The 19,374-nt window shown below is 67.7% G+C and carries 18 protein-coding genes; 8 read left to right on the top strand and 10 right to left on the bottom strand.

What is annotated here, in order from left to right:
• Window positions 1–92: 92 nt before the first annotated feature.
• Genes V6M63_RS02220 through V6M63_RS02200 form a run of 5 tightly spaced genes read left to right on the top strand, consistent with a single transcriptional unit; the run spans window position 93 to window position 5,025 of the window.
• Complete coding sequence (locus V6M63_RS02220; protein WP_332738996.1) at window positions 93–1,124, top strand: AraC family transcriptional regulator; 1,032 nt, start codon at window positions 93–95, stop codon at window positions 1,122–1,124.
• 44 nt (window positions 1,125–1,168) lie between these two features.
• Window positions 1,169–2,656: a protein adenylyltransferase SelO gene (locus tag V6M63_RS02215; protein ID WP_332738994.1), complete on the top strand. Its 1,488-nt coding sequence runs from the start codon at window positions 1,169–1,171 to the stop codon at window positions 2,654–2,656.
• A 16-nt stretch (window positions 2,657–2,672) separates the two neighbouring features.
• On the top strand, window positions 2,673–3,092 hold the full coding sequence (gene msrB / locus V6M63_RS02210) for a peptide-methionine (R)-S-oxide reductase MsrB (RefSeq protein ID WP_332738992.1): 420 nt from the start codon (window positions 2,673–2,675) through the stop codon (window positions 3,090–3,092).
• Complete coding sequence (gene cysK / locus V6M63_RS02205) at window positions 3,089–4,009, top strand: cysteine synthase A (RefSeq protein WP_332738990.1); 921 nt, start codon at window positions 3,089–3,091, stop codon at window positions 4,007–4,009. Before msrB ends, cysK begins: the two co-directional genes overlap by 4 nt.
• Window positions 4,006–5,025, top strand: a complete 1,020-nt coding sequence (locus V6M63_RS02200) for an LLM class flavin-dependent oxidoreductase (RefSeq protein WP_332738988.1) — start codon at window positions 4,006–4,008, stop codon at window positions 5,023–5,025. The genes cysK and V6M63_RS02200 overlap by 4 nt, the downstream gene beginning before the upstream one ends.
• A gap of 34 nt (window positions 5,026–5,059) precedes the next feature.
• On the opposite strand, the gene V6M63_RS02195 is transcribed toward V6M63_RS02200, so the two are convergent.
• Window positions 5,060–6,319: a hypothetical protein gene (locus V6M63_RS02195; protein WP_332738987.1), complete on the bottom strand. Its 1,260-nt coding sequence runs from the start codon at window positions 6,317–6,319 to the stop codon at window positions 5,060–5,062.
• A gap of 105 nt (window positions 6,320–6,424) precedes the next feature.
• Window positions 6,425–7,393, bottom strand: a complete 969-nt coding sequence (locus V6M63_RS02190; RefSeq protein WP_332738986.1) for a YcjF family protein — start codon at window positions 7,391–7,393, stop codon at window positions 6,425–6,427.
• 124 nt (window positions 7,394–7,517) lie between these two features.
• On the opposite strand from V6M63_RS02190, the gene V6M63_RS02185 reads away from it, so the two are divergent.
• The 3 genes from V6M63_RS02185 (at window position 7,518) to V6M63_RS02175 (ending at window position 9,207) form a co-directional block, all read left to right on the top strand.
• Window positions 7,518–8,060 carry a septation protein A gene (locus V6M63_RS02185; RefSeq protein ID WP_332738985.1) on the top strand — a complete coding sequence of 181 codons (543 nt, stop codon included), beginning with the start codon at window positions 7,518–7,520 and terminating at the stop codon, window positions 8,058–8,060.
• The gene (locus V6M63_RS02180) at window positions 8,057–8,332 is read left to right on the top strand and encodes a BolA family protein (RefSeq protein WP_332738983.1); all 276 of its coding nucleotides are present in this window, start codon (window positions 8,057–8,059) and stop codon (window positions 8,330–8,332) included. The genes V6M63_RS02185 and V6M63_RS02180 overlap by 4 nt, the downstream gene beginning before the upstream one ends.
• A gap of 95 nt (window positions 8,333–8,427) precedes the next feature.
• Window positions 8,428–9,207 (top strand): foldase protein PrsA, encoded by a 780-nt coding sequence (locus V6M63_RS02175; RefSeq protein ID WP_332738981.1) that lies wholly within the window; start codon window positions 8,428–8,430, stop codon window positions 9,205–9,207.
• 66 nt (window positions 9,208–9,273) lie between these two features.
• Here the strand turns inward: V6M63_RS02175 and V6M63_RS02170 are convergent, their stop codons facing one another.
• The 8 genes from V6M63_RS02170 to purL form a co-directional block, all read right to left on the bottom strand.
• Window positions 9,274–10,023, bottom strand: coding sequence for a DUF1624 domain-containing protein (locus V6M63_RS02170; RefSeq protein ID WP_332738979.1), 750 nt, complete (start codon window positions 10,021–10,023; stop codon window positions 9,274–9,276).
• Window positions 10,024–10,030: 7 nt separating this feature from the next.
• Window positions 10,031–10,780 carry an alpha/beta hydrolase gene (locus V6M63_RS02165; protein ID WP_332738977.1) on the bottom strand — a complete coding sequence of 250 codons (750 nt, stop codon included), beginning with the start codon at window positions 10,778–10,780 and terminating at the stop codon, window positions 10,031–10,033.
• Between the two features lie 58 nt (window positions 10,781–10,838).
• Window positions 10,839–11,384 carry a hemerythrin domain-containing protein gene (locus V6M63_RS02160; RefSeq protein ID WP_332738975.1) on the bottom strand — a complete coding sequence of 182 codons (546 nt, stop codon included), beginning with the start codon at window positions 11,382–11,384 and terminating at the stop codon, window positions 10,839–10,841.
• A 98-nt stretch (window positions 11,385–11,482) separates the two neighbouring features.
• On the bottom strand, window positions 11,483–13,030 hold the full coding sequence (locus V6M63_RS02155; protein ID WP_332738974.1) for a toll/interleukin-1 receptor domain-containing protein: 1,548 nt from the start codon (window positions 13,028–13,030) through the stop codon (window positions 11,483–11,485).
• Window positions 13,031–13,172: 142 nt separating this feature from the next.
• Entirely contained in the window at window positions 13,173–14,147 is a 975-nt protein-coding gene (locus V6M63_RS02150; protein WP_332738973.1) for a DUF808 domain-containing protein, read from the bottom strand.
• Window positions 14,148–14,174: 27 nt separating this feature from the next.
• Window positions 14,175–14,993, bottom strand: coding sequence for a phytanoyl-CoA dioxygenase family protein (locus V6M63_RS02145; RefSeq protein WP_332738972.1), 819 nt, complete (start codon window positions 14,991–14,993; stop codon window positions 14,175–14,177).
• A 3-nt stretch (window positions 14,994–14,996) separates the two neighbouring features.
• Window positions 14,997–15,278: a DUF2164 domain-containing protein gene (locus tag V6M63_RS02140; protein ID WP_332738971.1), complete on the bottom strand. Its 282-nt coding sequence runs from the start codon at window positions 15,276–15,278 to the stop codon at window positions 14,997–14,999.
• Window positions 15,279–15,303: 25 nt separating this feature from the next.
• Window positions 15,304–19,347, bottom strand: a complete 4,044-nt coding sequence (gene purL, locus V6M63_RS02135) for a phosphoribosylformylglycinamidine synthase (RefSeq protein WP_332738970.1) — start codon at window positions 19,345–19,347, stop codon at window positions 15,304–15,306.
• Window positions 19,348–19,374 lie beyond the last annotated feature (27 nt).

Raw genomic sequence — 19,374 nt, 5'->3', positions numbered from 1 at the left:
GGCGCAAACCGTTCGGGAAATTCTAGGAACGCAAGCCCCGAACGCCGCTATCGCAACATGGCCAATCGACTGACTTCAGGACACCACCCCCCATGAAAAGGACCAGCTCCGTCACCTGGGTCAAGGGCATCGCCGAGATGTTCGCGTCTCAGGGGCTGGACGTGGCGCGCCTGTTCGAGGCGGCCGGCATCGACATCGCGCTGCTGCAGAAGCCGGACGCCCGCTTCGACGTCGAGGAGATCAGCCACCTGTGGGAGCTCGCGGTGGCGTGGTCTGGCAATCCGGCGCTGGGAATGGACAGTGAGCTCACCAGCCGCCACGTCAATTTCGGCATGGTCGGCTACATCATGCTGGCCAGCCCCACGCTCAAGGCCGGCCTGCAGAACTTCGCGCGCTACCTGGCGGTGATCTCCGACGCGGCCACCTTCGAACTGGAGCCGCAAGGGGCGCAGCAATGCTGGCTGGTGCTGGGCCACATCGGCAACACGCGCCCGGTGCCGAGGCAGCGCCAGGAATACGGCCTGCTCTCCCTGGCCACGTTGTGCCGCTGGATCACACGGCGCGACGTGCAACCGCGCGCCGCCGAATTCATCTTTCCCGAGCCGGTGGACGCCGGCCCCTACCTGCGCGCCTTCGGCTGCCCGGTGCGCTTCAACCAGCCCGCCACCCGCCTGCTGCTGGACAACGCGGATCTGGACAGGACCCTGCCATCGAGCGACCCGGTGCTGTTCGACATGCACCAGCGCGTGATCGAGGCGCGCATGGTGCAACTGGGCAATGCCAGCACCGGCCACCGCGTGACCGAGGAAGTCATTCGCCGCCTGCACCTGGGCGAACCGCGCCGCGAAGACATCGCGAGCAGCCTGGCCATGGCCGACCGCACGCTGCAGCGCCGCCTGCACGAGGAGCACACCAGCTTCCAGCAGTTGCTCGACGACGCGCGGCGCGACCTGGCGCAGAAGTACCTGGCCGAGGCGCGCTACACCCTGGGCCAGGTGGCCGATCTGCTGGGCTTTGCCGACCAGAGCAACTTCTTCCGGGCCAACAAGCGGTGGTTCGGTGTGTCGCCCGGCCAGTACCGCGCCCGCCTGCTCGTCACCGAGCCCCTGACCGAGCCGGATTGACCCTGCGCCACGCCATGTCGGGCGGTATGGGGACAATGGCAGACATGAACCGACCCGTCGACATGGCCGCCAGCCTGGATCTCGGCCTGGCCTGGCAGAACCGATTCGCCGGCCTGGGCGAAGCCTTTTACACCCGGCTCTCCCCCACCGCGCTGCCTGCGCCCCACTGGGTGGGCACGAGCCCGGCGGTGGCCGATTTGCTGGGCCTGGACCGGGCCTGGCTTGCGTCCCCGGCCGCGCTCGATGCCTTCACCGGCAACCTTCCCATCGCCGGCACGTTGCCCCTGGCCAGCGTGTACAGCGGTCACCAGTTCGGCCACTGGGCCGGCCAGCTGGGCGACGGTCGCGCCATCCTGCTCGGCGAGGTGGACTCGCCTGCAGGCCCGCAGGAAGTGCAGCTCAAGGGCGCGGGCCTCACGCCCTACTCGCGCATGGGCGACGGCCGCGCCGTGCTGCGCAGCTCCATCCGCGAATTCCTCTGCAGCGAGGCCATGCACGCGCTGGGCATTCCCACCAGCCGGGCCTTGTGCGTCACCGGCTCGCCCGCGCCGGTGCGCCGCGAGGAGATCGAGACCGCGGCGGTCGTCACGCGCGTGGCGCCCAGCTTCATCCGCTTCGGCCATTTCGAACACTTCTCGCACAGCGGCCAGCACGAACAACTGCGCATCCTGGCTGACTTCGTCATCGACCACTTCTACCCGACCTGCCGCGAGGCGCCGGGCAACCCGTACGCCGCATTGCTCGAAGCCGTGAGCGCGCGCACCGCCGAGATGGTGGCGCAGTGGCAGGCCGTGGGCTTCTGCCACGGCGTGATGAACACCGACAACATGAGCATCCTGGGCCTGACCATCGACTACGGTCCGTTCCAGTTCCTCGACGCCTTCAACCCCGGCCACGTCTGCAACCACTCCGACACCGGGGGACGCTACGCCTACAACCGCCAGCCCAACATCGCCTACTGGAACCTGTTCGCCCTGGGCCAGGCGCTGCTGCCGCTGATGGACGAGCAGCAGCAGGCACTGGACGCACTGGAGCCCTACAAGGCCCTGATGCCGGCCGCGCTGCAGCGGCGCATGAATGCCAAGCTGGGCCTGGACCGTGTGGAGGACGGCGACGCCGAGCTCACCGAAACGTTGATGAAGCTCATGGCCGCCGACGCGGTGGACTTCACCATCTTCTGGCGGCGCCTGAGCCACGCGGTGGTGGGCCCGCTTGAGACAGTGCGCGACCTCTTCCTGCAGCGCGAGGCTTTCGACACCTGGGCCACGCGCTGGCGCGAACGCCTGCAGGCCCAGCCCGGCTTCGACGCCGACGCCACGCAAGCGCGGATGCTGCGCACCAACCCGCAGGTGGTGCTGCGCAACCACCTCGGCGAGCAGGCCATCCAGCGCGCCAAGCAAGGCGACTTCAGCGAGCTCGCGCGGTTGCAAAGCGCGCTGGAGCACCCATTTGAGGCCATTGCCGGTCACGACGACCTCGCCGCCTTTCCACCGGACTGGGCCAGCGGGATCGAAATCAGCTGTTCATCATGAGCACCCAGGAGAACACATGAACTTCCCCATCCAGAAAACCGAAGCCGAGTGGCGTGAGGTGCTTGCCGCCAAAGGCGCCGAGCCGCGTGCCTTCGACGTGACGCGCCACGCCCACACCGAGCGGCCCTACACCGGCAAGTACGAACAGGTGTGGGCCGATGGCAGCTACCACTGCATCTGCTGCGGCAACACGCTCTTCGACGCCAAGACCAAGTTCGACGCCGGTTGCGGCTGGCCCAGCTTCTCGCAGGCCGTGCCCGGCGCCATCACCGAAATCACCGACCGCACCCACGGCATGGTGCGGGTGGAGACCGTGTGCAGCCAGTGCGGCGCCCACCTGGGCCACGTGTTCGACGACGGCCCCACCGACACGGGCTTGCGCTACTGCATGAACTCGGCTTCACTGCAGCACTCCCCCACCAAGGACACGCCATGAAAGCCAACAGCATCCTCCAGACCATCGGCAACACGCCCCACGTGCGCATGCAGCGCCTGTTTGGCGACGCCACGCAGCAGGTGTGGATCAAATCCGAGCGCAGCAACCCGGGCGGCTCCATCAAGGACCGCATCGCCCTGTCCATGGTGGAAGCGGCCGAGCAGAGCGGCGAGCTCCAGCCCGGCGGCACCATCGTCGAACCGACCTCGGGCAACACCGGCATCGGCCTGGCCATGGTGGCCGCGGTCAAGGGCTACAAGCTCGTTCTGGTGATGCCCGACAGCATGTCGGTCGAGCGCCGCCGGCTGATGCTGGCCTACGGTGCCAGCTTCGACCTCACGCCGCGCGAGAAGGGCATGAAGGGCTCGATCGCGCGCGCCGAAGAAATCGTGGCCAGCACGCCCGGCGCCTGGATGCCGCAGCAGTTCAACAACCCGGCCAACGTGGCGGTGCACGTGCAGACCACGGCCGAAGAGATCGCAGCCGATTTTCCCGAGGGCATCGACGTGCTCATCACCGGCGTGGGCACCGGCGGGCACATCACCGGCTGCGCACGCGTGCTCAAGGCGCGCTGGCCCAGGCTCAAGGTGTTCGCGGTGGAACCCGCCGCTTCGGCGGTCATCTCCGGCGGCGCTCCCTCGCCCCACCCGATCCAGGGCATCGGCGCGGGCTTCATTCCGAACAACCTCGACACCAGCGTGCTGGACGGCGTGATCCAGGTCGAGGCCGAGCCGGCGCGCGAGATGGCGCGCCGCTGCGCGCGCGAAGAAGGCATGCTGGTCGGCATTTCATCGGGGGCCACGCTGGCCGCCATCGCACAGAAACTGCCCGATCTGCCGGCCAACGCCGTGGTGCTGGGCTTCAACTACGACACCGGCGAACGGTATCTGTCCATCGAAGGTTTTCTCCCCGCATGAAGCAACTCAAAGACATCCGCCTCTCCATGCTCGACCTGGTCGCCGTGCGCGAAGGCGGCACCGTGGCCGACGCCCTCGCCGTGGCCTTGCGCACCGCGCAGCACGCCGAGTCGCTCGGCTTCACCCGCTACTGGCTGGCCGAGCACCACAACATGAGTGGCATCGCCTGCTCGGCCACGGCCGTGCTGGTGGGCCACATCGCGGGCGGCACCCAGCGCATGCGCGTGGGCTCGGGCGGCGTGATGTTGCCCAACCACGCGCCGCTGGTGGTGGCCGAAGCCTTCGGCACGCTGGCCGAGCTCTACCCCGGCCGCATCGACCTGGGCCTGGGCCGCGCGCCCGGCACCGACCCGCACACCATGCGCGCGCTGCGGCGCGACCGCGTGGAGACCGAGGCCGACTTCCCACGCGACGTGGCCGAGCTGCAGCACCTGCTGGGCCCCGCCACGCCCGGCCAGCGCCTGATCGCCAACCCGGGTGCCGGCACCAACGTGCCGATCTGGCTGCTGGGGTCGAGCCTGTTTTCGGCGCAACTGGCGGCCGAGCGCGGCCTGCCGTACGCGTTTGCGTCGCACTTCGCGCCCCGCATGCTGCTGCAGGCGCTGGATGTGTACCGCCGCCACTTCCAGCCCTCGGCCGCGCTGGACAAACCCTATGCCATCGTCGGCGTTCCGGTGATCGCCGCGCCCACGGATGAAGAAGCGGAATTCCTGGCCAGCAGCACCTACCAGCGCGTGCTGGGCATCCTCACCGGCAAGCGCGGTCAGTTGCCGCCACCGGTGCCGGGCTTCATGCAGCAACTGCACCCGCAGGAACAGGCCGCCATCGCCGACTTCCTGGCCGCCGGTGTGATCGGTGGACCGGACACGGTGCGCGAAGGACTTCAATCGTTGGCCGATGCCACGCAGGCCGACGAGTTCATGATCGTGAGCGACCTGTTCGACCCGGCGCTGCGCCTGCGTTCGCTGACGATCACCGCCGAAGCGATGGCCGCCACGGCTGCCCTGGCCGCCTGAACAGCCCAGGGGGGCTTCGCCTCCCGGGCTGAACTCAGTTCCGGCTCAGTTTGCGAACCCGATTGCCGCCCGCCTCGATCGCATACAGGTTGCCCTGTGCGTCAAAGGCCAGGCCCGTCACGTAGTTGAACCTCGCGACACTTCCCGCTCCGTCGTCAGCGCCCACAGAAAGGCTTTGTCCCGCGATCGACGACACCGTGCCATCGGCGGCGATGCGGCGAATCTTCTGGCCGGCGCTGTCCGACACATAGACCATGCCATCGCTTCCCATGGCCAGACCCACGGGTTCGTAGAACGTCGCCGAAGAGCCCGGGCCATCGACAGCGCCCATCATCCCGGTGCCGGCCAGTGTGGTCACGTTCCCGGTCGGGCTGATCTTGCGGATCGTGCGACCGTTCTGATCCGCCACGTACACGTTTCCATCGGCGTCGATGGCCAGACCCGCGGGGTTGTAGAACGAGGCGGCGGTGCCCTGGCCGTCGGCCGTGCCCGTGGTGCCACTGCCGGCCAGCGTCGTGACCGCACCCGCTGGCGATATCTTGTTGATGCGTTGCCCGTATCCGGAGACGTACAGGTTGCCCGCCGCGTCACCCACCAGGCCCCGAGGCCTGTCCAAGGGAATGTCCACGACGAACTCGGTGAACGTGCCGTTGGTGGGATGCACTTCCAGCAACTTGTTCCCGTTTTCACTGGCGACAAGAATGCGCCCCTGGCTGACCGTCACGCCGAAGGGACGGTCAAGTCCCGTGCCGAGCGTGCTCACCACGCCTGCGGGCGTGATCTTGCGCAGGCTGTTGTTGTTGGTGTCGGAGACCAGCACGTTGCCATCGGCATCGACGGCCCCCGCCAGGGGTCCGTTGAAACGCGCGGCGGTGCCCACACCGTCCGCCGAGCCCGGGCTGCTGCCCGCGAGCGTGCTCACCTGCACGCCATCGACGCAGGTGACGCTGACGTTCGTGATGTCGGCGCTGCCCGTGGTGCCCTGTCCGTTGCCCACGGTGCAGAGCTGGAAAGGAGGATTCGATCGCACCGTGACGTTGTAGGGCGCCCCTTCGCTCAGGCCCGATGCAAAACTGAAGCTGCCGTTGGCCATCAGCCTGAGGTCGTCTGCGGCGTTGTTCTGCAGCACGAGGCCGGCCGTCAGGCCCGCGACGGTGCCGCCCACGGTGTGCGTGACCACAGGAGCAGGAGGCGAGGCCGTCGGCGCCTCGATGGAGGATGACCCGCCACACGCAGCGAGCAACGCGAACAGGCCCAGAGAACCACATGTGGAGCGCGACAGGAAAATGGGCATGGTGGACCGGGTTGTTGCTGACGTTGTGACAACCTGCACCTTATCCCTGCGAGAGGACGGCGATCGCCGAATAAGCGGCAGAAATGCGGCCACCGCCGCCCATGCTCACACCCCGCCGCGCACCATCTGCATGATCTGCCCGGCGTCCAGCGTGGCGGCCTTCTGCCGGATTTGCGGCAGGTACTGCGCCTGCATCTGTTTGGCGGGGCCGAGCAGGCTCTGAAAGCTTTCCTGCAGCAGCGCGGTGCTCATGACCCGCCCACCTGCGTAGTAGCGTCTGGCCACCTGGCCCAACGCGTAGGTGGTGGCAAACGAAAACGCCACGCCGGTGGCCGCGCCGCCCAGACCGCCGATGGCGCGGCCCGCCACCTTGCCGAGCAAACCGCCCAGCAGCTTGCGCCCGAACTGCTCCAGGTACTGCGAAGTCAGGCCCACGCCCACCGCCGCGATGAACTCGCGGATATGGCCCTGGTCCAGTTCCACGCCGTGCGCCTTGCCGATGGCATAGACCATCTTCACCTGCAACGGAATGATGGCCATCGATGCCCAGGACTGCGGCAGCAACTCCAGCGCGCCGTTGAGCAGCGCGTAATTCAAGATCGATTTGTCGAGATCAACCCCGGACACCGCGGTGGCCGCCACCACCGGAGCCGCGGCCACTGCCGCGGGCACCGCGAGCGGCACGGCTTTCTCCGCTGCTTCCACGATCGCATCGGCCTCACGCTCGAACGCCGCCGCCTCCACGGGATCGAGCTTCAGGCGTGTCTTCAGATCCGCCAGGAACGTTCGCTCGGGGTCGCTCTGCCGGCCGTCGGCATCGCAGACACACACCGCCATTTCGTAGGCCAGCTGGCGCTGCCCAGGGTCCTGCAGACCCGACACCGCGTCGGCCAGCGACACACGCTTGAGCAGCACATCCTGATACAGCCGTGGCAGGCCGGCGCCGGCGTCTTCCTGCCCCAGCGACACGGCCATGCGCCGGATGGCCTCGCGCTCCGTGTCGGCCTTGTGACCATCGGCAAAGCCCGCCAGCAAGGCGATGGTGAGGATGGACTGTTGTTCTTGAGGGGACATGTCGGTGAAACTCCTTGAGGCCAAAAGTGAATGCGCGATCGGTATGGAGCAGCCGGATGCGCCGTGAGTTCCGGGGGCTTGACCCCGCCAGGCAGAGGCCGGGAGCAAAGCGGATAATCCTGCGATGCGTTTCCTCATCGACTTCTTTCCCATCGCCCTGTTCGTGGCGGCCTACAAGTTGGCCGACATCTACACCGCCACCGCCGTCCTCATGGTGGGCACGCTGGTGCAGACCGGGATCATCTATGCCATCGACCGCAAGCTGCAGACGCTGCAAAAGGTGACGCTGGTGCTCATTCTGGTGTTTGGCGCCCTCACCCTCTTCCTGCAGGACGAGCGCTTCATCAAGTGGAAGCCCACCGTGCTGTATGCGAGCATGGCCATCGTGCTCGCGGCGGCCCTCTGGATCTGGAAGAAAAACTTCCTGAAACTGCTGCTGGGCAGCCAGTTGAGCCTGCCCGATGGCGTGTGGGCCAGGCTCACCGTGGCCTGGGTCGGCTACTTCCTGTTCATGGCAGCCATCAACGCCTATGTGGCGGCCTATTACTCCACCGAAGACTGGGTCAACTTCAAGCTGTGGGGCTACATCTTCCCGGTGGTCTTCATCGTCGGTCAGGGCGTGTACATCTCGCGCTTCCTCAAAGACGACCCGGTGGAAAAGTCATGAGCGAAGCTGCAACGCCCACCGCGGCCGCGATCGAGGCGCAACTGCGCGCCGTGCTGGCCCCCACCGACCTGGAAGTGCTGGACGAAAGCGCCGCCCACGCGGGGCATTCGGGGTCCAACGGACTGGGCTTCGGCACCCACTTCCGCGTGCGCATCGCAGCCCCCGGGTTCAAAGGTCTGAGCCGGGTCGCCAAGCACCGCCTTGTGTATGATGCGCTGCAAAAATTCACCGACGCGGGGCTGCACGCACTGGCCATCGAAATCAAGGCCTGAAGCGGCTTGCCAGCCCGGCGCTACGTTCTGATACGAGTCTGCTGAACCCAACCGGCACCCGCAGCTCCAACCCTTTTTACACCCCGAGGAACACCATGAAATTTTCCCGCTCAGCCCTGACCGTGGCCGTGCTTGTTGCCGCTGCCTTCAGCGCATCTGCCCAGAACATCGCCATCGTCAACGGCAAGGCCGTGCCGACCGAGCGCCTGGAGGTGCTGGCCAAGCAGATCGCGGCCACAGGCCGTCCGGTGGACGACACCGTGCGTGCCCAACTCAAGGAAGAAGTGGTCCTGCGCGAGATCTTCATGCAGGAAGCCCAGAAGCGCGGCATCGGTGCCACGGACGAGTTCAAGAACCAGCTCGAACTCGCCCGCCAGACCATCATGATCCGCTCGCTGTTCGCCGACTTCCAGGCCAAGAACCCGGTGACGGACGCCGACATCAAAGCCGAGTACGACAAATTCGTCGCAGCCAACGGCGGCAAGGAATACCGCGCCCGCCACATCCTGGTGGAGAAGGAAGACGAAGCCAAGGCCATCATCGCGTCGCTCAAGGGCAAGGGCAAGTTCGAGGACATCGCCAAGAAGCAGTCCAAGGACCCAGGCTCCGGCGCCAACGGGGGCGATCTCGACTGGGCCGCCGCGGCCAGCTACGTGCCCGAATTCTCCGAAGCCATGGTCAAGCTTGAAAAAGGCCAGACCACCCAGGCGCCGGTGAAGACCCAGTTCGGCTGGCACATCATCCGCGTGGACGACATCCGCCAGGCCGAACTGCCCAAGATGGAAGACATCAAGCCGCAGATCGCCCAGCAGATGCAGCAGCAAAAACTCACCGAGTTCCAGAAATCCTTGCGCGAGAAGGCAAAGATCGAATAACACAAGCCCCCAACGCGGCGGCCTTCGGCCATCAAGAAAAGCGCGGTCTTCCGCGCTTTTCTTGTTTCATGTGAGTTGCATACCCAGCCAGATCAGGCCCATGAGCACCGGCTGGTGCAGCAGGTAGTAGCTCAGGCTCCAGCGCCCCATGAGCACCAGCGCCTGGCTGGCACCCCGGGCCGGTGCATCGGTTCCCAGCCACTGCAAGCGGTTGCGCAGCACCCAGTGTCCCGCCGCCACACCCCACCACATCACCCCCAGCCACGGCAACAGCGGCACGTAGTCTTCGGTCACGGGCTTGCGGCTGATGACGCCCAGCCAGTTCAGCCAGGGCGTGTTGAACACCTCCAGCGCGGGCCAGGCCACGATGATCGATGGGGCGGCCCACTTCAGACCGATGGCCAGCGCCCCGAGCAGCCACAACCAGGCACCCCACCCGGCCGTCAGGCGAACGACGATGAGCATGACCGCGATGCCGTGCAGCACGCCGAAGTAAATGAAGCTGCCGGGAAACACCAACAGCGAGCCGGCAGTGACCAGCAAGGCGGCACCCGCCACCTGCAGCCAGCGGCGCCAGAAGCGCGCCCAGGTCTGCCCCTGGTGCACCGCCACGGCCTGAGACAGGCCCGCCGTGAACAGAAAGAGGCTCACGATGGCGGTGCGCTGCCAGGTCCAGAACGGGTCGCGGTAGAAATCCTCGCGGATCAGGCGAAAGAAGTTCAGGTCGAAACAGACGTGGTAGGCCGTCATCCACAGCATGGCGCTGGCGCGCAGCAGGTCGATGCGGTCCAGGCGCTGCGGCATCGGTTGCGCCATGGCGATCTCAGGCGCTGGCGTGGATGTTCCGCAGGATCTGGCTGAGCGCCACGGGCTCGCTGACCATGGGATCGTGGCCGGTGGCCATCTCCACCACGTTCCAGCCCGGCTCGCTGCGCACCCTTGCGCGCGATGGCGCGATGGTGGCCAGCGCTGGCTGGATGCAGTCGATGAAGGTGCGCGGCAGCGCTGCAACCCGGTCGGCGTCGAAGTCCAGTGGTTGCTGGTACAGCCTGAAGGGCTGCGGGGTCTGCCGCCGGTTGACCCAGTCGCGGTCGGCGCCGCTCAGGCCGAACAAGGCGGCATCGGGCGGCGGAAAACTCAGACCGCCGCTGGGCATCGACGCGTCGGTGCGCGCCTGCCTGGTCTCGGCTGAATGGTGGCTGCTCCAGCTGTCGCCGGGGTACGGCAGCGCGGCATCGAGGTACACCAGGTGCGCCAGCAGGCCGCCGCGCTCGCGCTGCAGCCGGTCGGCCACGCCGGTGATCACCATGCCCGCGTAGCTGTGCCCCACCAGCACCACGCGCCGCAGTTCTTCGGCCTTGATCAATCCGATCACGTCCTGAATGTGGGTGTGCAGATCGATGCCGGGCGACATCAGGTGGGCACGTTCACCCACGCCGGTGAGCGTGACGGCGTGGCTGTCCACACCCGCACTGCGCAGCAGCGGCAGCACCCGGCTCCAGCACCAGGCGCCATGCCAGGCGCCGTGCACGAGCACGATGGAGGTTGTCGCGGGGTCGGTGGCTGCGGTCAAGGGCAATCTCCAGTGGTGGGGGAATTCCACCGGATTCTGCCCTGCGCGCGCCGGCGCGTCAGATGTAGGCGATCGGCTGCGGTACGTGCCTCATGTGCAGCGAGAGGCCGAGCGCGGCCATGTGGTTGCTGTTGCGTCCCAGGATGGTCTGCGACAGTGGCAGGAACTCTGTTTCCTCGTAGCTTGCGTGGGCGGCATAGGCGGCCACGAGCTGGTGCAACTCGTCCACATCCAGGTCGGCATCCTGGCCCTTGCCGACGCGCTTGAGGGCCTTCTCCAGACGCTTCCAGAGCGATTCGATCGCGCGATGCTCACACGTGAGGCGTTCTGTCATGGCCTGCACGCGGTCGCGCTCGGCGCCCGCCTGGGCACTGGCGAGCACGGCCGGAAACAGGTCGCGTTCCTCGTCGAGGTGGTGCTCGAAGATGGCCTCGCGAAAGAATGCCAGCGAGTCCGCGGCGATCTGGCGGGCCTGGGCGGCGGGCTCCAGCAGGGCCGGCAGACCGTCGAGCGCCTTGAGGCGTTTGAGAATCCCGACATGGCAGTCGGTGAAGGTGGTCAGTGGCGCGTGCTCGCCATGCGTGGGCTGGGCTGGGGTGGCCATGGTGTCTCCTGGCGGCGCGCCGGGCGAAACCCCGGCGTATGCGGCCAGTCTAGGCAGACCACCGCCCGGCGCCTTGATGCAGGTCAAGCGCTGCCCGTTCAGCGGTGGGCCACCAGTTCGAACAGATCTTTCTCCATTTCACGGTTGGCCGCGCTGATCACACGCCGCTGCATCTTCACGTAGCGCTTGACCTGCGGCGCGTACCAGACGAGGTAGTGGATGCGCACCGGTTCGATCGCCGCCTGGGTGGGGCCACCGGTGGCGCTGCGGCTGCTCCACACCTCGACCTTGAAGGCGTCGAAGCTGCCACCCGGCACGTTCACCGTCTCCCGCCCCAACACCTTGGCCTGCGAGTACCACTGGCCCCAGGTGTCCACGTCCGGGGTGGCGAAATCACTCAGGGAGCCCAGGGTGCTCAGGTCGCGGAAGGCACCCAGATAGGGGCTGTATTCAAGGCCGAGCTGTTCCCACTTGAGAAATCCCGGGCGGCTGCCCACAGCGCGGCGGGAGTCGCCCACGATGCGCGATTCGGCATCGGCACGCAGCGCGTCCGTCACGAGGCCATCACGCACCGATTGCACCGAGATCACGATGTCGCGGCGGGGGCTGGTGGGCCATTTGCCGCTGGTGCGGTAGGTCCAGCTTTCGCCCGGCCGCGGCAACGCGGCGTTGACCGGGCTCGCGACGTCCGGGGTACGCGCGGGTGCAGCGGCCACCGCGGCTGGTGCCGGCTCTGCGGGCCGCGGTCGCGTGGTGGCCACCGGCGCTGTGGGTCGGGATGCTGCCGGCGCAGGCGATCTCACTGGCGCCGCCGCCACGACCACCGGAGCCGGAGCCCGAGCTGGTGCAACAGGGGTCGCGGTCACGGGAAGCGGTGCCGCGGCAGCCGGAACTGGCGTGGTCGTCGCGGCGATGACCACCGCCGGGGTTTCCGGCGGAGGCGTGGTCGCCGCGGTGAGCATGGTTGTGGAGGACACGGTGGGCGCAGGCTCGTCCTCGCCCCGCAGTCCCACCCAGACGGCCGCCACCAGCACGCCGGCGCCCAGACCGGCCCACGGCATCCACCCACCGCGCCTGGCTGACGCAGGCGCGGACGAAGCCGGTTGGGGCATGTTGGCAACCACCAGGGGTTCACGCCGCGCATCGGGCACCTCGCCCGGCACGGTGATCCCGGTGTCCGCGCGCTGCCCGAGCATGGTGTCGAGTGCCCGAATCAATTCGCGCGTGGACGCCTCCCACTGCTTGTGGCTGATCTCGATGGCTTGCCGTCGCGCCAGCGGTTTGAGCTCTTCGGGCAGCTCGTCCGCGCGCGGCATGAGTGCGCCGCCCACCAGCACCGGCACCACGCGGATCTCGCGCTCCAGCGCCACGCGGGTTTCCAGGCGCACGAAATCGTGGGGGTCGTCGAGTCTGCGGCGCCCGGCAGCGTCGGTGGTGCTCAGCCATTCGTCACCAATGACGACGATCAGGACCTTGCAGGAACCCACCGCCTGCTCGATCGCGGTGACGAAGTCGGTGCCGAGTTCGATGCCCTCGACGTCCATGAACACCCGCTCGGCTCCCAGGTGGGCGGACAACCGGTCGTACAGGCGCCCGGCGTAGCCAGCCGAATCGTCCCTGCGGTAGCTGATGAAGATCCCGTCCATGTGGCGAAGACCCCAGGTGTCACCGCAAGGCGGTGCGGTGTCCGGCGTCTGGTCCGGCAAGCGCCAAGGCGCCCGGACCGACCGGATCATTCTAGGACGCTACCCCGGCGCGTGCCATCCCCAGCCGGGGGGGACATCCGGCTCAGGCCGCCTTGGGCTTGCCGCCGCGCAAACGGCCGATGAGTCCCACCACGAGCAGCACCACCGCGCCGGCCACCATGCCGACCAGTGCGCCGGCCAGGCTGGTCACCACGGGCGCGAGCCAGCCCAGGCCCGCGGCGAAGTCCTCGATGCCGTGACCCACCGCAGGCACGCCGTGCACCAGGATGCCGCCGCCCACCAGAAACATCGCGGCAGTGCCCACCACCGACAGCGTCTTCATGAGCCAGGGCGCTGCGGCCAGGATGCCGCGCCCGATCGCCTGCTTCCAGCCCTGGATCTGCTGGTTCAGGTACAGACCCAGGTCGTCGAGCTTGACGATGCCGGCCACCAGACCGTACACGCCCACGGTCATGAGCAGCGAGATGCCCACCAGCACGGCCACGCGCTGGCCCATGCTGGCCGCTGCCACCGTGCCCAGGCTGATCACGATGATCTCCGCCGAGAGGATGAAATCGGTGCGCACCGCGCCCTTGATCTTCTCCTTCTCGAAGGCCACCAGATCCACGTTTTTGTCGGCCACGGCCTCCAGCAGCCTGGCGTGCTCGGCTTCGTCTTCGGCCTTGTGGGCGCCGAACGCATGCACAAGCTTCTCCACACCCTCGTAGCACAGGAACAAACCACCGAGCATGAGCAGCGGCGTGATGGCCCAGGGCGCCACCACGCTGATGAGCAGTGCCGCCGGCACCAGGATGGCCTTGTTGATCAGCGAACCCCTGGCCACCGCCCAGACCACCGGCAGTTCGCGATCGGCCTTCACGCCGGTGACCTGCTGCGCGTTGAGCGCGAGGTCGTCGCCGAGCACGCCCGCCGTCTTCTTGGCGGCCAGCTTGGTCATCACCGCCACGTCATCGGCCGCCGCCATGCCCTGGCGGGCCGCGACCTTGGTCATCACCGCCACATCGTCGAGGATGGTGGCGATGTCGTCGATCAACAAAAGCAAGCTGCTTCCGGCCATGGGTCGTTTCCTCGGGAAGGGGTGGTGTCAGGGCACAGGCCAGACGGGTGGGAAAAGCGGATCGTCAAGAAAGGCGCCATCGGCCATGCGCTCGGCCAGACCGGGAAACGGGGGTGAGGTGCGCCAGGGTCGAGGCGCGTGGCGCGCGTCGTCACCCAGGTAGCGGGCAGAGAACACACGCCGCCGCTGCCCCGGGCCGACGCCGCTGGAGGCGTGCAGGCTGAGCATGTGGAAAGCCACGCAGTCGCCGGGCTCCAGCGCCCAGGCCAGTTGGCGGAAGCGCTCGGGTTCGGCGTCGATCGCGGGCAGCTCGGCCAGCGTGCCCTCGGGAAACCACCGGGCCTGCTGGTCGCGGAAGGTGCGCGGCATGTACCAGGTGCCGGCGTGCGAACCGGCCACGAAACGCAGCGTGCTGGCCAGCGGCACGGGGTCCACGGGGATCCAGAAGCTCACGTTCTGGCGACCGCTCACGTTGTAGTACGGCTGGTCCTGGTGCCAGGGCGTGGGCTGGCGCGTGCCCGGCTCCTTCACCAGCAGGTGGTCGTGGTACAGCCGCGCGCTGCGGCTCTGCATGAGCTGCACGGCGATGTGCGGGAGCGCCGAGTGGCGCAGGATCGCTTCGTAGTCCGGGTTGTTCTGCCAGGTGCAGAAGTCCTCGACGAAACGGCCCGGGTCGTCGGCCTCGCTGGCCACCAGGGCGAGCGGGCTCAGGTGGGTCAGGTTGTGTTCGATGCCGCGCTCGAGCAGGGCCAGCTCACCGGCGTTGAAGACGCCGCGCAGCACCACGGCGCCGTCGGCCGCGTAGTCCGCGGCGGTGTGCTCGGGCAGGACGAATTCGCGTCCCATGCTTCAGGCGCCCTTGCCGCTCTTGCCGGCCTTCTCGCGCTTGCGCCAGTAGGTGAAGGCTTCTTCGTGAATCTCGATGTCGAGTTCCGAGACGCGCATCTGCAGGCGCTCCTGCACTTCTGCGACGGCCTGGTTGTATATCACGGGGCCGATCTCCTCGAGGAAGAAGCCCAGCAGGCCACCGGCGGCGATGTTGCCGATGCGCTCGTCCATGTGGGCTTCAAAGTAGCGCTGGATCGAGGCGATCGCCTCGGCCCGCGCGTCCTTCGGAATTTCGATGGTCATGCGGCGGGTCCCCTGAAGATGTGATTCAACCGACCCAGCGGCGCGCGTTGCGCCACAGCTGCATCCAGGCGCTGTGGGCCGCCGGGTCCTGGTCGGTCCAGCTCATCTGGATGTGGCGGAACACGCGCTCGGGGTGCGGCATCATGGCTGTGAATCGGCCGTCGGCCGTGGTCACGGCCGTGAGACCGCCCGGGCTGCCATTGGGGTTGAACGGATAGGCCTCGGTGGCGGCGCCGGTGTTGTCGGTGAAGCGCATCGCGGCAATCGCCTTCGACGCGTCGCCACGGTGATGGAAGTTGGCATAGCCCTCGCCGTGAGCGACGGCGATCGGCAGGCGGCTGCCGGCCATGCCGGCCAGGAACAGGCTGGGCGATTCGAGCACTTCCACCATCGACAGGCGCGCCTCGAAGCGCTCGCTCTGGTTGGTGGTGAAGCGCGGCCAGGCCTCGGCGCCGGGGATGATGTCGGCCAGCTCGGCAAACATCTGGCAGCCGTTGCACACGCCCAGACCAAACGTGTCGGTGCGCGCGAAGAAGCTCTGGAACTGCGCCGACAGCGCGGGGTTGAAGGTGATGCTGCGCGCCCAGCCGATGCCCGCGCCCAGCGTGTCGCCGTAGCTGAAGCCGCCGCAGGCAACCACGCCCTTGAAGTCGGCGAGCTTCGCGCGGCCGGTCTGCAGATCGGTCATGTGCACATCAAAGGCTTCGAAGCCGGCCTGGGTGAAGGCATAGGCCATCTCCACGTGCGAGTTCACGCCCTGCTCGCGCAGGATCGCAACCCGCGGCCGCGCGAAGTTGAGGAACGGCGCGGCCACATTGTCGGTGGCGTCGAAGCTCAGCCGGGTGTGCAGGCCCGGGTCTTCGGGTCGGCCGGCCGCCGCGTGTTCGGCGTCGGCGCAGGCCGGGTTGTCGCGCTGCTGGTTGATCTTCCAGCTCACGCTGTCCCAGACCTGGTGCAGGTCGAACAGGCTGGCCGCGAACACGGCCTTGGTGTCGCGCCAGACCTGCAACTGGCCCTTGCCCGCGTCCATGGCCGAGCTGGCCGGGCGGGTCTTGCCGATGAAGTGGCTGTGTTTGCTCAGCCCATGTTCGCGCAGGGTCTGCATCACGGCGTTGCGGTCTTCCGTCTTCACCTGCAGCAGCACGCCCAGCTCTTCGCTGAACAGCGCCTTGAGCGTGAGCTCTTCGCGCCGCGCGCTGACCTGGCCGGCCCAGTTCTTGGCGTCACCCATCTCGGCGCGGCTGTCGCTGATGCCATCGCCTTCGGTGACCAGCAGGTCCACGTTGAGCGCCACACCCACATGGCCGGCAAAGGCCATCTCGGCCGCGGCGGCCAGCAGGCCACCGTCGCTGCGGTCGTGGTAGGCGAGGATCTGGCCTTGCGCGCGCAATGCGTTCACCGCGTTCACCAGGTTGATGAGGTCTTGCGCCGCGTCGAGGTCGGGCGCTTCGCCACCGCCCTGCCCCAGCACCTGGGCCAGCACGCTGCCGCCCATGCGGTGACGACCCTTGCCCAGGTCGATCAGCACCAGCGTGGTGTCTTCCAGGGTGTTGTTCAGCTGCGGCGTGAGCGTGCCACGCACGTCGGCCAGCGTGGCGAAGGCGCTCACGATCAGGCTCACCGGCGATGTCACCTTCTTCGTGTCAGCGCCCTCTTTCCACTGCGTGCGCATGGACAGGCTGTCCTTGCCGACGGGAATCGAAATGCCCAGCGCGGGGCAGAGTTCCATGCCGACCGCTTTCACGGTCTCGTACAGCGCCGCGTCTTCGCCCGGTTCGCCGCAGGCGGCCATCCAGTTGGCGGAGAGCTTCACGCGCGGCAGCTCGATGGGCGCGGCCAGCAGGTTGGTGATGGCCTCGGCCACCGCCATGCGACCCGAGGCGGCGGCGTCGAGCGCGGCCAGCGGCGTGCGCTCGCCCATGCTCATGGCCTCGCCCGCGAAACCTTTGTAGTCGGCCAGCGTGACGGCGCAGTCGGCCACCGGCACCTGCCAGGGGCCAACCATCTGATCGCGGTGCGACAGGCCGCCCACGGTGCGGTCGCCGATGGTGATCAGGAAGCGTTTGGAGGCCACCGTCGGGTGGCTGAGCACGTCGATCACGGCTTTCCGCAGGTCCACGCCGGTGAGGTCCAGTGGCGCGGGCGCGCGCACCACGGTCTTCACGTCGCGGTGCATCTTGGGCGGCTTGCCCAGCAGCACGTTCATGGGCATGTTGACGGCGTCTTGACTCCCTTCCCCGCTGGGGGAGGGTTGGGATGGGGGCAAGTCCACTTCGCCGAGCACCAGTTGGCGCTCCTCGGTGGCCACGCCGATCACGGCGAACGGGCAACGCTCGCGCTCGCAGAAGGCCTTGAAGGTGGCCAGCGATTCGGGTGCGATCGCCAGCACATAACGCTCCTGGCTTTCGTTGCACCAGATTTCCTTGGGCGCCAGGCCGCTCTCTTCCAGCGGCACGGCGCGCAAGTCGAAGCGCGCGCCGCGTCCCGCGTCGTTGGTCAGTTCGGGGAAGGCATTCGAAAGGCCACCCGCGCCCACATCGTGGATCGCCAGGATGGGGTTGTTCGCGCCCTGCTGCCAGCAGTGGTTGATGACCTCCTGCGCACGGCGTTCGATCTCGGGGTTGCCGCGCTGCACGGAATCGAAATCGAGCGAGGCGGCGTTGGTGCCGCTGGCCATGGAACTGGCCGCGCTGCCGCCCATGCCGATCTTCATGCCCGGGCCACCGAGCTGGATCAGCAGCGAGCCGGCGGGGAACTCGATCTTCTGCGTCTGGGTGGCGTCGATCACGCCGACGCCGCCGGCGATCATGATGGGCTTGTGGTACCCGCGCTGCACGCCGTCCACCGACAGCTCGTACTCGCGGAAATAGCCCAGCAGGTTGGGCCGGCCGAATTCGTTGTTGAAGGCCGCGCCACCGAGCGGGCCCTCGGTCATGATCTGCAGCGGGCTGGCGATGTGCTCGGGCTTGCCGCCGGGCTGGTCGGAGAGGCCACCCCAGAGCTTGCCGACGGTGAAGCCGGTCAGGCCCGCCTTGGGCTTGGAGCCACGGCCGGTTGCGCCCTCGTCGCGGATCTCGCCGCCCGCGCCGGTGGAGGCACCGGGGAACGGGGAAATGGCGGTCGGGTGGTTGTGGGTTTCCACCTTCATCAACACGTGGTGGGTGGCGGTCTCGGCCGCATAGGCCGGGGACGTGCCCACATCCGCGCGTGCCACAAAGCGCTCGACCACACTGCCTTCCATGATGGAAGCGTTGTCCGAGTAGGCCACCACGGTGTGCTGCGGCGCGAGCTGGTGGGTGTGGCGGATCATGCCGAACAGGCTCTTGTCCTGCGCCACGCCGTCGATGGTGAACTGCGCGTTGAAGATCTTGTGGCGGCAGTGCTCGCTGTTGGCCTGCGCGAACATCATCAGCTCGACGTCGGTCGGGTTGCGCTGGAGGCCGGTGAAGGCGGTCACCAGGTAGTCGATCTCATCAATGGCCAGGGCCAGTCCCCAGTCGGTGTTGGCGCGCTCCAGGGCCGAACGTCCACCACCCAGCACATCGACCTGCTCCATGGGAGCGGCGTGCAGCTCGGTGAAGAGGGCCTGGGCCTGCGAGCGGTCGAGCGAGACGTTTTCGGTCATGCGGTCGTGCAGCAGGTCGGCCACGGCTCGCAGTTGTTCGGTCGACAGGCTGGCCTTGCCCAGCAGGCCGCTTTTGAGCTGCAGGCGGAATTCGACCAGCCGCTCCACCCGGTGCAGGGCGAGGCCGCAGTTGTGCGCGATGTCGGTGGCCTTGGAGGCCCAGGGCGACACCGTGCCCAGGCGCGGCATCACCAGCAGCGCCGGCGCGCCGGCGGCTTCAAGCTTGCCGTGCGCCTCGGTGGCGGGTTCGCCGTAGGTCAGAAGTTCACCCACGCGTGCCACCAGGGCCGCATCGGGCTCGCCGTCGAAGGCGGCCAGGTGCACGAAGCGGGCCGAGAGGCCGGTGATCTTGTCGGAGAGGGCTGCCAGTCGGGGCAGGAGTTGCAGGACTTTGAAGTCGCTGATGGCATTGCCGCCATCAAAAGTGCGCAGGTGCAGGGACACGTTGGGAGCCTGAGGTGCGTAGACCCG

The organism is Hydrogenophaga sp., from assembly GCF_036675665.1.
GTDB lineage: Bacteria > Pseudomonadota > Gammaproteobacteria > Burkholderiales > Burkholderiaceae_C > Hydrogenophaga.
This window is presented reverse-complemented; position numbering and strand designations above follow the sequence as displayed.

Excerpts from the sequence above, each read along its gene's own strand:
- V6M63_RS02220 (WP_332738996.1), top strand. The coding sequence starts at position 93 with ATGAAAAGGACCAGCTCCGTCACCTGGGTCAAGGGCATCGCCGAGATG.
- V6M63_RS02215 (WP_332738994.1), top strand. The coding sequence starts at position 1,169 with ATGAACCGACCCGTCGACATGGCCGCCAGCCTGGATCTCGGCCTGGCC.
- msrB (WP_332738992.1), top strand. The coding sequence starts at position 2,673 with ATGAACTTCCCCATCCAGAAAACCGAAGCCGAGTGGCGTGAGGTGCTT.
- cysK (WP_332738990.1), top strand. The coding sequence starts at position 3,089 with ATGAAAGCCAACAGCATCCTCCAGACCATCGGCAACACGCCCCACGTG.
- V6M63_RS02200 (WP_332738988.1), top strand. The coding sequence starts at position 4,006 with ATGAAGCAACTCAAAGACATCCGCCTCTCCATGCTCGACCTGGTCGCC.
- V6M63_RS02195 (WP_332738987.1), bottom strand. The coding sequence starts at position 6,319 with ATGCCCATTTTCCTGTCGCGCTCCACATGTGGTTCTCTGGGCCTGTTC.
- V6M63_RS02190 (WP_332738986.1), bottom strand. The coding sequence starts at position 7,393 with ATGTCCCCTCAAGAACAACAGTCCATCCTCACCATCGCCTTGCTGGCG.
- V6M63_RS02185 (WP_332738985.1), top strand. The coding sequence starts at position 7,518 with ATGCGTTTCCTCATCGACTTCTTTCCCATCGCCCTGTTCGTGGCGGCC.
- V6M63_RS02180 (WP_332738983.1), top strand. The coding sequence starts at position 8,057 with ATGAGCGAAGCTGCAACGCCCACCGCGGCCGCGATCGAGGCGCAACTG.
- V6M63_RS02175 (WP_332738981.1), top strand. The coding sequence starts at position 8,428 with ATGAAATTTTCCCGCTCAGCCCTGACCGTGGCCGTGCTTGTTGCCGCT.
- V6M63_RS02170 (WP_332738979.1), bottom strand. The coding sequence starts at position 10,023 with ATGGCGCAACCGATGCCGCAGCGCCTGGACCGCATCGACCTGCTGCGC.
- V6M63_RS02160 (WP_332738975.1), bottom strand. The coding sequence starts at position 11,384 with ATGGCCACCCCAGCCCAGCCCACGCATGGCGAGCACGCGCCACTGACC.
- V6M63_RS02155 (WP_332738974.1), bottom strand. The coding sequence starts at position 13,030 with ATGGACGGGATCTTCATCAGCTACCGCAGGGACGATTCGGCTGGCTAC.
- V6M63_RS02150 (WP_332738973.1), bottom strand. The coding sequence starts at position 14,147 with ATGGCCGGAAGCAGCTTGCTTTTGTTGATCGACGACATCGCCACCATC.
- V6M63_RS02145 (WP_332738972.1), bottom strand. The coding sequence starts at position 14,993 with ATGGGACGCGAATTCGTCCTGCCCGAGCACACCGCCGCGGACTACGCG.
- V6M63_RS02140 (WP_332738971.1), bottom strand. The coding sequence starts at position 15,278 with ATGACCATCGAAATTCCGAAGGACGCGCGGGCCGAGGCGATCGCCTCG.